The following is a 12,723-nucleotide window of genomic DNA, read 5'->3' on the forward strand; positions in this document are numbered from 1 at the left end:
CAGAACTCGATTATATTGAAAAACAATAAAAATGGATATTAGCTTTTTCACTTTAAGAAGTTAAATATGCCTTCCTAAATCAAAAAAATGTTAGACTAATTATATCTTGGTCTAACATTTTTTCTTTTTGTCCCAGCCTCGTTCTTAGTGTTGAAAAACAAAACATTCAATTGAAAGGTAGAAATGGATTTCCGTTGCAGGCTACTTGCTTTCCTGTGGGCGAGCGCCGAATCGCTTCCTCCGCTACGGCTCCGTGCAGGGTTTCGCCTGTCTCGCTATCCCACGGGAGTCAAGTAGCCTTCCACTTCAACCCACTAACTTTTTAGCAAAGGTTTTCAAATAAAGTGAAGGTCTTCACTACCCATTTTATGGAGGGCTTTTGACACTCATTACTTCTTCGCAATGAAATTAAGAGTCTATCCTTTCTCTAATCATACAAATAATAGGCTAATTTGATTACTACGGCTAGCTAGTATGAAAGATAAGGAAAAGCCCCTTTTGCAGAATGGTTGATTGGAGTGGAGCCAGCGTCACTCCTAGGGGATTGAGCGTCACAGAGGAGACCCTGGAGCGAACGGAAGTGAGTGAAGCGGCTCATCGGACGCCCCCTGGAAAGGACGCTGGCGGAACGGAAATCAACCCCTCACCTTGCAAAGTTGCTTTTTCTGCAGTTGACATCATCTTTTTCAACAACAAGAACAGGCATGCGGTGAAATGCATGCCTGTTCTTTTACTGATCATCAATAACAATATAGGTTGCTTGAATAGGGCCATGGACACCAACGATAAGAATCATTTCGATATCGGCTGAGTTACTTGGTCCCGTAACAAAGTTGATACAGGAAGCAATTTTTTCACCCTGACGGATTTTTTCACTAATCCAACGAGCTGCCTGTGTCATACGAGGCACAATTGTACTTTTAGGAATGATAATGATCGACTTTTCAGGTAAAAAGCTAATGCTTCTCCCTCTATCTTTGCTACTAAAAAGCACGGCAGTCCCCGATTCTGCTAACGTCATTTCACTAATTGTCACGCCAATATTTGCTTTTTCAGCTTGACGGATATTTTCCTCAGGTTGCTGTGAATCCCATTCATAAAGCTGAATATTGGCTTGTGGCCATCGTTCGTTCATAAGTGCAGATAATCCGTAGTCCTGGAACCGTTTATCCTTCCATGTAATAACAGACTGACCTCCATACTTGTCAACAACGTCCTGTAAATCCTCTGGAAGTGTCGCAGTATTAGAAATGACAATATTGGTATGGATGTTGGCACACTGCTTAATTAATATTTCCACCAATTCATCCTTTGTCGCATCTTTGAGCACACGATCTTGTGGCTGATACTGCCAAGTTGGTCGTGGTAGTTTTGTCTTAGGCGAACGTCCGAGCTGCTTCGCAATATTTGCTAAAAAGGTTTCTCGACGCTGAATCATACCAGTCATTATTGCCCGCCTCCTTTTGGACGATGCTTCATCCAGTCTCTAAAGCTGTCTTTACTTGGTGCAGGGAAATCCCTTGCCTCAGTCCATGCTTTTAATGGGCCTGGACCATTAGAAATAGTCTTGTTTTTGATAAATGGAGACATGGCAGGTGCAGCCATTTTTGTCGCCATTTTATAAAGGGTAGGGGAGGAAGCCCCTAGACCAAATGCCTTCATTAAAAGCTTTTCAGAGATAGGTGCCTTGCCCTCATTTTCAACAATGACCTGACGATGGCGATGAATGAGCTGATGTAATGGAATTTTAACAGGGCAAGCATCTGTACAAGCACCGCACAATGTAGAAGCATAGGGCAGTTCTTTAAAATCATCGTAGCCTCCTAAAAGTGGAGAGAGCACAACACCTACAGGTCCAGAGTAGATAGAGCCATACGTATGCCCACCAACATGACGATAGACAGGGCAAGCATTAACACAGGCAGCACAGCGAATGCATTGTAAAATAGGCTGGAATTCACTACCTAAAATAGCCGAGCGTCCATTATCAACAATAACTAAATGAAATTCCTCTGGTCCATCCGTATCCTCTTCGTCCTTTACGCCTGTTAATGTTGTAATATAGCTCGTTAGCTTTTGACCGACAGCACTTCTTGTTAATAAACTAACAAGGACCTCCATTTCTTCAAATGTAGGAACTATTCTTTCCATTCCCATAACTGTGATTTGTGTTTTTGGTAGCGCTGTTACTAAATCAGCATTGCCCTCATTCGTAACGAGTGTAATCGATCCACTTTCAGCAATAGCAAAATTACAGCCTGTAATACCAATATCGGCTGTTAAATATTCCTGTCTTAATTTTTCACGTACATAAAGGGCAAGTTCCTCTGGCTTTTCTGTTTGGCTGTAGCCTTGTTTTTCCTTAAAAACATCTCGAATTTGCTCCTTATTTTTATGCAAGGCTGGCGCCACAATATGCGAAGGGGGCTCGTGATCTGCCACCTGCAAAATATATTCACCTAGGTCTGTCTCAATCACTTCACAACCAAGCGCTTCTAAAGCCGTATTTAAGTTAATTTCTTCTGTCACCATTGATTTGGATTTCACAATTTTTGCCGCATTTTTCTTTTTAGCAATGCTTTGAATATAGTCGGTTGCTTCCTGTGCAGTTTGCGCAAAGAACACATGCCCACCTCGTTTGGCAACATTTTCACTTAATTGATAAAGATAATAATCAAGATTTGCTAAAACATGCTTGCGAATTTCCTCTCCATGAGAACGCCATTCTTCCCAATGTCCTAATTCCTCTGCTTGTTGAAGGCGACGTGTTTGAAAACGTTCTTGGGCACTCGAAACCGCACGACGCATAAACTGATTATCTAGCTCTTTCGTGACACGTTGTTGAAACCGTTCATCACTTGTTTTCATGGCCATGTTTATTTCCCCCTTTTATCGGCAATTTAACACTTCTGCAATATGCATCACTTTAATTGGCTTACCCTGACGTTGAATGCGGCCACCGATATTCAATAAGCAGCCTGCGTCAGCTCCTATCAAAATGTCAGCGCCTGTTTCTTCCACATTCAGTACTTTTTCATTGACCATTTCTCCAGAAATATTGCCCATTTTAACAGAAAATGTACCACCAAATCCGCAGCATCGATCCTTACCAGGGAGATCCACATAATGCAAGCCCTTGACGTTCTTTAATAATCGGAAGGGTGCCTCTGTTACACCAAGTAATCTTGTCATATGGCATGACGTATGATAAGTAGCTTTACCTTCTAGATACGCTCCTACATCTTCTATCTTTAATACGTTGACAATAAACTCTGTGAATTCATAGGTTTTACCTGCTAATGCTTGCGCTTTTGGCTCCCATATGGGGTCTCCTTTAAAAACTTCTGGATATTCCTTCAACATATAAGCGCAGGAACCAGAGGGAGAGACTACATATTCAGCATGCTCAAAGGCTGTGATCATTTTTTTTATCGCATTTTTCGATTCTTCGACATAGCCGCTATTGTAAGCAGGCTGTCCACAGCAAATTTGATCCTCTGGAAAGTCGATGTCACAGCCAAGTCTTTCTAATACTTCAACAACTGCTTTTCCCACATCCCCTTGAAACATATCCACTAAGCAAGTGGCGAATAGTGTGACTTTCATATTTCATCGCTCCTTTTATAAACAACTGGTCATCAGATGACTTTTTGATAATTTAATCTTACAACAAATTTGAAAAAGTGAAAACGTTTTTTTATGAATTTTCAGAAAAGAAAAACTACCTAGCTTGTACTAGGTAGTTTTTAGTGTGAATTGGATTCTGTTGTTTCGAAATATTGTAATAGCACTTTTTCAACGTTGCTTAAATGAGATGCCATTGCATGTTTGGCTAGCTCTTCGTTTTGCTGTTTAATCGCGAGGAAAATCTGCATATGTTCATCATATAATTGTTCGCTCGTTGTTTTTTGTGAATACAACCAAATTCGCCGTGTCTCTTTCATCGTTTCGATCATTAAACCAGAAATTTGATCTAAAATTGTAGTGAGTAGGGGGTTTTGAGAGGCATTGGAAATAGCTGCATGAAATTGATAATCTGCTTTTTCACCAAGCTCGCCATCACCATGTGCCTGCTTCATATCCTCTAAAATTTGTACCATTGCCTGAATATCCTGATCTGTACGTTGGAGGGCTGCACGTCCTGCTGCTCCCACTTCAATAATTTTGCGCACTTCTAGTAAATGAGCAATATCCTGTTTATTCGTTAACATAGCGGTGGATAAAGGAAAGTCAAGCTGATGGGCTGGCACACTTTTGACAAACGTTCCAGAGCCTTGTTTGATTTCAATCAATCCCATTGCTTTTAACGCAGATAATGCCTCCCGTACAGCGGAACGACTCACTTGTAATTGCTCGGCAAGCTGCTCAACTGAGTCAAGCCGATCACCTGGCTTTAGGACACCAGCTCGTATTTTTTCATGCAAGATTTCGGATACTTCTTCATAGATCTTTTTTGGTCGAATCTTTCTTAATTCCAAGGGCTACACCTCTTTTTTTCGCTCATTTGCTATCATCATTATACATGAAAATAAGTCATTTACTCATGGTTTACCATGAACACTTTGTGTAGAGTAGAGGACTGTCGAAATTTAAAGAAAAAATAATGAAACATATAAACATATAATAAGGTCATCAGATGACTGTATTTCCAGATGATTTAAAAGATGAGTATAAAATAAATAGTTTCTTACTATAACATGGGCGTGATAGTGTCTATGAAAAACAGAAGCTTCTTTCAACATTAATGACAAGTAATCGACACTGTCAAGAAAAAGGTAGAAAAATTAGCTATGCTCCTTTTGGAAAAGGGGGAAGATTGGCGGATTTTGTTGACAGAAAATCAACAGGAGCGCATAATGCAGAAGTAGCTTGGTGGGACTTCTCAGAAATCTCATCATTTTGCCATGAAACGTTCACAAACTAGAAGGGCGCTTTTTATTTTGTTTTTTGGTACGATGGATGCAGTAACTGTAAGGAGCGAATAAAAAATATGGGATCTGATATTAACGTATTTTTAGCTTTTGGTGCAGGGTTCTTAAGTTTTATTTCACCATGTACTCTTCCACTATATCCAGCATTTTTATCGTACATAACGGGTATGACATTAGATGAGCTAAAATCAGAAAAAGGTATGCTACAAAAACGTGCCATTTTCCACACACTATTCTTTTTACTAGGCTTTTCCATTATCTTTATCATTATTGGACTAAGTGCTTCATATGCAGCAGAATTCTTCCTAAATTATCAAACATTATTACGACAGGTTGGGGCTATTTTAATCGTCGTATTCGGTTTAATGATTGTGGGATTATTGCAGATAGACTTCTTAATGAAGGATCGAAAGTTCCAATTTAAAAATAGACCATCTGGCTATTTTGGGTCTGTCTTAATTGGTATTGCCTTTGCGGCAGGCTGGACACCATGTACAGGACCAATCCTTGCATCGATTATCATGTTAGCAAGTACAAACCCAGGTGCGGGCTTTAGCTATATGTTTGCGTATTATTTAGGATTCGCCATTCCATTCTTCGTGCTATCTTTCTTCATTTCACGAATGACTTGGATTCGTACACACAGCCAGAAAATTGTAAAAATCGGCGGTTACATCATGATTGCCGTTGGGATTTTATTATTCTTTGATGGCTTAACGTATATTACACGCGTTTTACAGCCTATTTTCGGTGGATTTACAGGGTTTTAATTTGTTAAACTAAAGAGGCATACCGAACTTTAACGTGGAGGGAGATGAACATGTGCCTACAGTTTTAGTAGTAGATGATACGCTATTTATGCGTGTTGCAATCAGTAATATGTTTACAGAATGGGGCTATGAGGTAGTCGGTAAGGCAGTAAATGGTAAGGAAGCTGTGGCGATGTATCGTGAGTTACAACCAGATTTAGTCACAATGGATGTAACGATGCCCGTTATGACAGGTATTGCAGCCGTAAAAAAAATCATCCCAGAATTTCCAGATGCAAAAATCATTATGGTAACAGCATTAGGGCAGCAAAAATTAATCGTAGAAGCGATTGAGAGTGGGGCAAAGGATTTTATTACAAAGCCTTTCGAGCCAGAACGATTAAAGGCTGTTGCTGATCAATTACTTGGACAAAATTGTTAATTAGACATTAGAGGAGGATTTTTTTATGTTAAGCAGCATCCCTTCTCACTATTATGTTATAGGGTCGACCATTATGGCCATTCTTATGGGGAGCTTTGTGATGGTCATACGAATGAGAGCTTCAAAAATGCCGACAAATGAGAAGAAAATTATTATTCCACCAATAGCGATGTCCTCAGGTGCACTGATGTTTTTATTCGAGCAATTCCGTGTACCACCGATGCAAATCTTAGAGGCGGCAGCTGTAGGAATGGTATTCTCGACAATATTAATTGCTACTTCTAAATTTGAAGTAAAGGGTCGAGATATTTATTTAAAACGTTCAAAAGCATTCGCTTTTATATTAATCGGATTGTTAATATTCCGAGTGGTGGCGAAAATGATTTTAAGTAGCTCCATCGATGTCGGTGAATTAGCAGGTATGTTCTGGATATTAGCCTTTGCCATGTTGGTACCTTGGCGTATCGCAATGCTTATCCAGTTTAAACGCGTCAAAAAAACAATTCCAAAACTACACTAGTGCTGAAGCTAGTGTAGTTTTTTTATGCATTTAAGCGCTGGAGGAACTGGATAGCCTCATAAAAGTGGCGGATAGAATCTCAAAAGTAGAGGATAGAGCAGCAAAGCGCGGTTAGAAGTCCAAAAAAAGAGGATAAAGCTATCAAAGTGCAGGATAACTTCTTAAAAGTGGCGGATAAAAACTCAAAAGTAGAGGATAGAGCAGCAATGCGCGATTAGAAGTCCAAAAAAAGAGGATAAAGCTAGCAAAGTGCAGGATAGCCTCATAAAAGTGGCGGATAGAACCTCAAAAGTAGAGGATAGAGCAGCAAAGCGCGGTTAGAAGTCCAACTAAAGAGGATAAAGCTAGGAAAGTGCAGGATAGCTTCTTAAAAACACAGGTTAGGACAATAATCCCATAGCTAAGTAAAAACGCTGCACAAAGATTTGTGCAGCGTTTACTCATTCGAATAGATGTTCATAGGGGGAGATGTCAATTTGCATTTGCTCTAATTTTTTGCGTAAAAATTTGTGATCGCGTTTTGGTGTTGCTTGGATATAGCCGCGAATAATGAGGTCATTGTTAATGGCAGCTGCTTTTTCTTCTAATGCGAGCTCGCCAATTTTTCCTGCAATTTTTTCCTTCGCCACTTGTCTAAAAAGCTCAGGGACGGGGCTTACGAGTTCATAGAGTAATTCTTTTTCAGCTTGTCCCCACAAGTGAACAGTTTTATCTAAATAATATTCTTGCCAATCTAAATCAGATTTTCCATCCTGCTTTGGGAGTGCCTTTAAAAATTTGCGGAACATGAAGAATCCGCCAATAGCCATCAATGAAATGAGGACGACAACCCAAAATAAAATAAACCATAAAAACCAACCTTGTAACAAATCGTTCACCTCTTTGCCTTCTCTCACTCTATTATAAAAGCTTCCGAAAAAAAATTCATCCTTAATGTCCCTTTTTTAGCAATTCGCCTTTATATAGTGTGCAGAAGGGAGGTGATGCTACATGGCTAATGTTAACTTTGTAAATGCTACACTGCGTCTCAAGTATGTGGATGGCTACGATGAGAACAATGAACCTACGTTCACCACGAAATCGTATCTAAATATTAACAACACACATAGCGCGGACGATTTGTTAGCTGTTGCTTATGCTATTGCTAGTCTTTCATCACAATCACTGGCTGGCATTGCGAAACAGGAAACACACGATTTATCTTAAGGAGGGATCACAGAATGACACAAGTTCTAGAATTACAATTTGCCACAACTGATGGGAAAACGACAACCCTTTCGATTGATGCACCAAAGCCGAATATCACGGTGACTGACATTCAGCAGGCAATGGCAACGATTATGGCTAAAAATGTTTTTACTGGGCAAGGTGGTGCACTGTCAGCCATCAAGGGAGCTCGTATTGTAGATCGTCAAGTCACAGAATTTGAAGTAGTAACAGAATAATTCAACAATGGTCTTTGCTACGAGAAGTGCAAAGACCATTTTTAACGTGAGAGAGGAGGAGAAGGATGGAACAGTGGTTGAACATGATATCCGATATCGGTTTTCCGATTTTAGTGTCATTTTATTTATTGCACCGCGTCGAAGTAAAGCTTGATGCGATTCATGCTGCACTCGTTTCATTAAAATGAAATGGATTTCACAAAGATGTACGAAAGCTGTCACTTAGAAGTTCTTGTCAACGCTTACAACCTACGTTAGGATGGGGATAGTGTAGGTTAGGGAGAGTGTTGACATGAAACGTAAAATAATAGGGCTAGTGCTGCTGTTAGCCTGTGCATCTGTGCTAGGCGCATGTGGAAACTCAAAATTTAAAGCAGATTATAGTCTAGAAATACCCGATTTTGAACATGTTAATCAACGTGGTGAAACGGTTTCGCTTGAAAGCTTAAAAGGTAAGCCTTGGATTGGTATGTATATTTTCACAAACTGTGTGTCCATCTGCCCGCCCATGTCATTAAACATGGCACAAGTCCAAGAAAAGCTTCAGAAAAAAGGAGTAGAGGACTATAACATCGTTGCCTTTTCAGTAGATCCAGATGTTGATCAACCAGATGTGTTAGCGGATTATCTTAGTAAATACAATGTTCCAGATGAATCTAAATGGAACCTTCTTACAGGGTATTCACAGAAATATATCGAACAATTTGCGGTGAAAAATACAAAGATTTTAGTGAAAAACGACCCTAACAGTGACCAAGTCATTCATGGCAATCAATTTTTCTTAGTCGATAAAGATGGTGTCCTCGTCAAAATGTATAATGGTTATGCTGAAAACATTGAAGATGTACCGATTGATACGATAGCTTCTGATATCGAAACATATATTGATGAAAATTTATAAAGTAACAGTAAACCGTCTCAAATGCTTGAGGCGGTTTTTTTATGTATTTTTCTATCTGGAAAAATAATCTTTTTCTGGTTGTGAGTCGTTTATAGTGTAGAAGGAGGATGATGGTGTGTCTGATCATGAAAAATTCGAGCAGTTAATGGCTATACATACGGAGCAATTGTTTCGAATTGCTTATTACTATACAAAGGATTTACAAATAGCCGAGGATATTGTACAGGATGTGTTTATTAAGTTCTATCATCAAAAACAATATGAGGAACGAGGAGAGATGAAGGCATACTTAGCTCGCATGACAATCAATAAATGCAAAGATTATTTAAAAAGCTGGGCATACAGAAAAATAACATTTCAGCATAAATTTTTTACCAAACAAAAATCAACATTGCCGGACACACTGATTCGTCAAGATGAACAAGCGCTGTTAGATGATGCCATTTTAAGCTTACCTCTCAAACCACGAGAAGCAATTGTCTATTTTTACTTGGAGGAGATGACGATTAAAGAGATTGCGGAGCTACTTGCGATTCCTGAAGGTACTGTGAAATCACGTTTAAAGAAAGGAAAGGAGCTATTAAAAATAGAGTTACAACATATTGAATGGGAGGTGCTTTTCCATGGATAAGCATACAATGCAGGTACTACAAGATGTTTCAGCACACAAGGGAGCCATTATTCATAAGGTTCGACAACAAATTCAGCAAGAGCCTGTTATGCCCAAGCCAAGATGGACATATCGTGCCGTTACGATAATGATTACCTGCTCTATTTTATTATTCATTGCCTGGCAAGCTGCAAAACCGATGGGCGAGTTGGCTACACAGGATGAAGGAGAAACACCTACATTCACGGATTTATTTCAAACAGAAGTGGAGGGAAAAGCCACAGCATACAGTAATTTTCTTCCACTTGCTAATTATTTAAGTCAGGCAAAACATATCCAATATTATGCACCACTTCAAGGTTTAGAGGCGATGCAATCAGTAGCAACATCACTGGAGGATGTCGTTCATCTCACTGATCCTGAAAATTTACCATTTCAACCAAATATACATGAGGTCTATGCAATTTCAGCAAAAATGGAGGATGGTAGCCAACAAACGCAATTTCAATTTAGCTATAAAGAAAAATCCTCTACTGGGGTGGATTTACAATTTATTAATTTTACCGTGACAAATGTAAAGTATAATCCTTTAGCGAGCTATGTGAAGTCTAAAAATATGGAAGAAACTTTAGGGATGAAAGTTTCGAATATAGGCTTAAATTTTATGAATCCCCTGTTTTATCGGGAGATGTCACCAGAACGAGGTTATGTATATACTTATTATAATTATGATGAGACGGATAAGCGAATCTTTCAAATGACTACTAGAGCCAATGAGTTTTATTCTTACTATAACGGCTATGTCTATCATATCGGGTATCAACTTGATGGAGAACCACAGGAGGTTCAAGAAAAAATGGCAATCCTTGCAAGAGATTTTATTCTTGGCGAATAAGTCATGAGACATTTCAATTGAGCTATAATAGAATGATAGAAAAGAGGGGATGGAGGTTCGACTATGACAATTGCACAAACCTATTTACAAGTTGTTCAGAAAAGATTTCAAAGTGTGAAAGAGCTAGGGGATAAAACACTTGCCCAAATGGAAGAGGCACAATTGCACTGGGCATACAATGAAGAATCCAATAGTATTGCAGTGATTGTAAAGCATATAAGTGGAAATATGGTTTCCCGCTGGACAGATTTTTTAACGACAGATGGAGAAAAGCCAACGAGAAATCGAGATGATGAGTTTGAGGATAGTCTTCACACCAAAGAAGCAATCATCTCAGCTTGGGACAAGGGGTGGCAAGTGTTTTTAGAGGCCTTGGCGAGTTTAACAGAATCCGATTTACAGGGACATGTCACGATTAGAGGGGAGCGGCTAGCAGTCATTGATGCTATTGAAAGACAAATGGCACACTATGCACAGCACGTCGGTCAAATCATTTATATCGCCAAATTGGTAAAGGGCTCTGATTGGCAAACACTCAGTATTCCTAAAGGACAGTCACAAGCTTTTACTGAAGCCATGCTAGATAAACATCAACGCTAAAGAAGAAAGATCGTAGTCAAGTAGTAGGTGCTACGATCTTTTTTCTGCTAAATAGAGCTTGTATAAGGCTGTTTCTAGGTCGGTCGCTTGAGCGAGTTCAAATGCCTCCTGCTGACTTCTATGATTTGTGATTATCTCATAGAAAAAGTGAATTAGAAACATGAGATTAGCATTACCCTCAATATAATCATCAGGAGCTAGGTAGGAATGACAGCCACTCTCTAAAAAGGCTGTCGCTAGCTGCTGCCAGCCTAATGTACAGCCTGCCGCAATGACCTTGACACCCTGTAGCTGACAATAGGTTAAGACATCTTGAGGGTCAAAATAGATACTCCTTGGTTCATTTTCTTCATATACCTCTTCTCCTAGCTCAGGCAGACAAAATCGCCCCTCATCGCCGTGAAAGTTTAATAGCAAATAATCCATTTTGTGAGGAAGATCATTTCCAGATAAAATATCAATTAAATCATTTGGTCTGCCAATTAAATCGAGTGTCACTCCTGCACCAAAAGATTCCAGTGCTGCTCGAATGGCCATGGATTCAAAATCACAGTCAGGACCAACTACTAAATGTACGTATAATTCTGGTCTACTCATACATCATCACCTCTATTTAAGTATAGCTGAAACTTATTAGAGTAGTAAATCGTATATGACAATAATTACTATAAATGTAAAGTGGTAAAGGAGGTGATAAAGTGTACAAGAGTGGTTATATTCATACACTTATTCTGGGCATTGTTCTAAGTATAAGCACACTACTACTCTTCATTTACAATGAAAGGCAGCGGGAGGAGCTAGTGCCGCTGTATACTCCCATTCAATCAATTAAAGAGGCTTGGTATTTGTCTGGAAGTAATGGCAAAGAGCAATATTTATATCCATTAAAGCAAGTATTCTACGTCGACCGCTATGAGGTGAAAGATACAGATCGCCTTCAGCAAGTTTTACAAACTAAAAAGGACCTTAGCAGTCGACCAGCAGACCATGAAGCAGTAAGTGATTTATACATACACTTCCATAATGGCAAGGAAACGGCCTTGAAAGTAATAGTCGAGGATGAACGATTCTTCCTAATGGATCAAAAAACAGGATTGTATTATGTACTGCAAGCACAAGAAGCTGAGGATTATTTTCATTTGTTAAATGAGAAAAGCAAAATGTCGTGGCTATTATTTATTGTTTATACAATTTTATTTTTTGGTCTTGTCTATATGCTTGTAAAGAAACTAATAGCCGCTAAATCCACAGAGAAAGAAAGCATTCCCTCCGATACGAGGGAAAAAAGATCACTAGCAGATTCTATTTATCCAGCCATCCTGCCCTTGGTCATCACATTCTCTATGCAGATTTATGGGGCTCAACATAGCTTACTATTACTGAGTGCGATGATGCTAACTTCAGGCATTCGAGAGTTTTTAGAAAAAAGAGGTCATTTTCTGAAAATGCTCCTACTTCTTCCGCTCTTTTGGTGCTATCTCTATGGTTTCCAAATGATTACTTCCTATTTCAACTAGTAAAATAGTGGATATTATTGTCAATAGATTAGATGCGAAATTCTCATTATTGTTAAATTTTAGCGATAGTTTAGGAGGAGGAGCATAGATTTTATAGGCTAATAGGTTTAGGT

Annotated in this window: 17 protein-coding genes; 11 read left to right on the forward strand and 6 right to left on the reverse strand. The window is 39.1% G+C overall.

The features are described 5' to 3' along the window. Positions 1-730: 730 nt before the first annotated feature. From VK91_RS01800 to VK91_RS01815, 4 genes are all read right to left on the reverse strand, one after another. Positions 731-1,447, reverse strand: coding sequence for a lactate utilization protein C (locus VK91_RS01800; RefSeq protein ID WP_048390192.1), 717 nt, complete (start codon positions 1,445-1,447; stop codon positions 731-733). Further along, positions 1,447-2,874 carry a LutB/LldF family L-lactate oxidation iron-sulfur protein gene (locus VK91_RS01805; RefSeq protein WP_048390194.1) on the reverse strand — a complete coding sequence of 476 codons (1,428 nt, stop codon included), beginning with the start codon at positions 2,872-2,874 and terminating at the stop codon, positions 1,447-1,449. The genes VK91_RS01800 and VK91_RS01805 overlap by 1 nt, the downstream gene beginning before the upstream one ends. A gap of 15 nt (positions 2,875-2,889) precedes the next feature. Next, positions 2,890-3,606 carry a (Fe-S)-binding protein gene (locus tag VK91_RS01810; protein WP_048390196.1) on the reverse strand — a complete coding sequence of 239 codons (717 nt, stop codon included), beginning with the start codon at positions 3,604-3,606 and terminating at the stop codon, positions 2,890-2,892. Positions 3,607-3,746: 140 nt separating this feature from the next. Further along, complete coding sequence (locus VK91_RS01815; protein ID WP_048390198.1) at positions 3,747-4,478, reverse strand: FadR/GntR family transcriptional regulator; 732 nt, start codon at positions 4,476-4,478, stop codon at positions 3,747-3,749. 512 nt (positions 4,479-4,990) lie between these two features. Here VK91_RS01815 and VK91_RS01820 point away from each other — a divergent pair. From VK91_RS01820 to VK91_RS01830, 3 genes are read left to right on the forward strand one after another with little or no spacing between them, the layout of a single operon-like run. After that, positions 4,991-5,701 carry a cytochrome c biogenesis CcdA family protein gene (locus VK91_RS01820; RefSeq protein ID WP_016995208.1) on the forward strand — a complete coding sequence of 237 codons (711 nt, stop codon included), beginning with the start codon at positions 4,991-4,993 and terminating at the stop codon, positions 5,699-5,701. A 34-nt stretch (positions 5,702-5,735) separates the two neighbouring features. Beyond that, entirely contained in the window at positions 5,736-6,122 is a 387-nt protein-coding gene (locus VK91_RS01825) for a response regulator (protein WP_004229473.1), read from the forward strand. Between the two features lie 25 nt (positions 6,123-6,147). Continuing rightward, positions 6,148-6,642 (forward strand): CcdC family protein, encoded by a 495-nt coding sequence (locus VK91_RS01830; protein ID WP_004229470.1) that lies wholly within the window; start codon positions 6,148-6,150, stop codon positions 6,640-6,642. 440 nt (positions 6,643-7,082) lie between these two features. On the opposite strand, the gene VK91_RS01835 is transcribed toward VK91_RS01830, so the two are convergent. Further along, on the reverse strand, positions 7,083-7,511 hold the full coding sequence (locus VK91_RS01835; protein ID WP_004229468.1) for a DUF2621 domain-containing protein: 429 nt from the start codon (positions 7,509-7,511) through the stop codon (positions 7,083-7,085). A gap of 121 nt (positions 7,512-7,632) precedes the next feature. Between VK91_RS01835 and VK91_RS01840 the strand changes: the two genes are divergently transcribed. The 7 genes from VK91_RS01840 (at position 7,633) to VK91_RS01865 (ending at position 11,093) form a co-directional block, all read left to right on the forward strand. Continuing rightward, positions 7,633-7,848 (forward strand): DUF1659 domain-containing protein, encoded by a 216-nt coding sequence (locus tag VK91_RS01840; protein ID WP_048390201.1) that lies wholly within the window; start codon positions 7,633-7,635, stop codon positions 7,846-7,848. 14 nt (positions 7,849-7,862) lie between these two features. Beyond that, positions 7,863-8,087, forward strand: coding sequence for a DUF2922 domain-containing protein (locus tag VK91_RS01845; protein WP_048390203.1), 225 nt, complete (start codon positions 7,863-7,865; stop codon positions 8,085-8,087). A 65-nt stretch (positions 8,088-8,152) separates the two neighbouring features. Then, on the forward strand, positions 8,153-8,275 hold the full coding sequence (locus tag VK91_RS22325) for a YvrJ family protein (RefSeq protein ID WP_004229459.1): 123 nt from the start codon (positions 8,153-8,155) through the stop codon (positions 8,273-8,275). Between the two features lie 104 nt (positions 8,276-8,379). Continuing rightward, positions 8,380-8,988 (forward strand): SCO family protein, encoded by a 609-nt coding sequence (locus VK91_RS01850; protein WP_048390205.1) that lies wholly within the window; start codon positions 8,380-8,382, stop codon positions 8,986-8,988. A 115-nt stretch (positions 8,989-9,103) separates the two neighbouring features. Next, on the forward strand, positions 9,104-9,619 hold the full coding sequence (locus VK91_RS01855; protein WP_048390207.1) for an RNA polymerase sigma factor: 516 nt from the start codon (positions 9,104-9,106) through the stop codon (positions 9,617-9,619). Next, positions 9,612-10,493 (forward strand): hypothetical protein, encoded by an 882-nt coding sequence (locus VK91_RS01860; protein WP_048390209.1) that lies wholly within the window; start codon positions 9,612-9,614, stop codon positions 10,491-10,493. Before VK91_RS01855 ends, VK91_RS01860 begins: the two co-directional genes overlap by 8 nt. A gap of 63 nt (positions 10,494-10,556) precedes the next feature. Beyond that, entirely contained in the window at positions 10,557-11,093 is a 537-nt protein-coding gene (locus tag VK91_RS01865) for a DUF1572 family protein (protein WP_016992030.1), read from the forward strand. A gap of 30 nt (positions 11,094-11,123) precedes the next feature. On the opposite strand, the gene VK91_RS01870 is transcribed toward VK91_RS01865, so the two are convergent. Then, on the reverse strand, positions 11,124-11,690 hold the full coding sequence (locus VK91_RS01870) for a hypothetical protein (RefSeq protein WP_004229454.1): 567 nt from the start codon (positions 11,688-11,690) through the stop codon (positions 11,124-11,126). A gap of 101 nt (positions 11,691-11,791) precedes the next feature. Here VK91_RS01870 and VK91_RS01875 point away from each other — a divergent pair, with 101 nt between their 5' ends. Continuing rightward, positions 11,792-12,610 carry a hypothetical protein gene (locus VK91_RS01875; protein WP_048390212.1) on the forward strand — a complete coding sequence of 273 codons (819 nt, stop codon included), beginning with the start codon at positions 11,792-11,794 and terminating at the stop codon, positions 12,608-12,610. The last annotated feature ends 113 nt before the right edge of the window (positions 12,611-12,723 follow it).

Source organism: Lysinibacillus sp. LK3 (assembly GCF_001043675.1).
Classification (GTDB): Bacteria; Bacillota; Bacilli; order Bacillales_A; family Planococcaceae; genus Lysinibacillus; species Lysinibacillus capsici.

Coding starts and splice junctions, on each gene's coding strand:
- VK91_RS01800 (WP_048390192.1), bottom strand. CDS start 1,447: ATGACTGGTATGATTCAGCGTCGAGAAACCTTTTTAGCAAATATTGCG.
- VK91_RS01805 (WP_048390194.1), bottom strand. CDS start 2,874: ATGGCCATGAAAACAAGTGATGAACGGTTTCAACAACGTGTCACGAAA.
- VK91_RS01810 (WP_048390196.1), bottom strand. CDS start 3,606: ATGAAAGTCACACTATTCGCCACTTGCTTAGTGGATATGTTTCAAGGG.
- VK91_RS01820 (WP_016995208.1), top strand. CDS start 4,991: ATGGGATCTGATATTAACGTATTTTTAGCTTTTGGTGCAGGGTTCTTA.
- VK91_RS01830 (WP_004229470.1), top strand. CDS start 6,148: ATGTTAAGCAGCATCCCTTCTCACTATTATGTTATAGGGTCGACCATT.
- VK91_RS01840 (WP_048390201.1), top strand. CDS start 7,633: ATGGCTAATGTTAACTTTGTAAATGCTACACTGCGTCTCAAGTATGTG.
- VK91_RS01845 (WP_048390203.1), top strand. CDS start 7,863: ATGACACAAGTTCTAGAATTACAATTTGCCACAACTGATGGGAAAACG.
- VK91_RS22325 (WP_004229459.1), top strand. CDS start 8,153: ATGGAACAGTGGTTGAACATGATATCCGATATCGGTTTTCCGATTTTA.
- VK91_RS01850 (WP_048390205.1), top strand. CDS start 8,380: ATGAAACGTAAAATAATAGGGCTAGTGCTGCTGTTAGCCTGTGCATCT.
- VK91_RS01860 (WP_048390209.1), top strand. CDS start 9,612: ATGGATAAGCATACAATGCAGGTACTACAAGATGTTTCAGCACACAAG.
- VK91_RS01865 (WP_016992030.1), top strand. CDS start 10,557: ATGACAATTGCACAAACCTATTTACAAGTTGTTCAGAAAAGATTTCAA.
- VK91_RS01870 (WP_004229454.1), bottom strand. CDS start 11,690: ATGAGTAGACCAGAATTATACGTACATTTAGTAGTTGGTCCTGACTGT.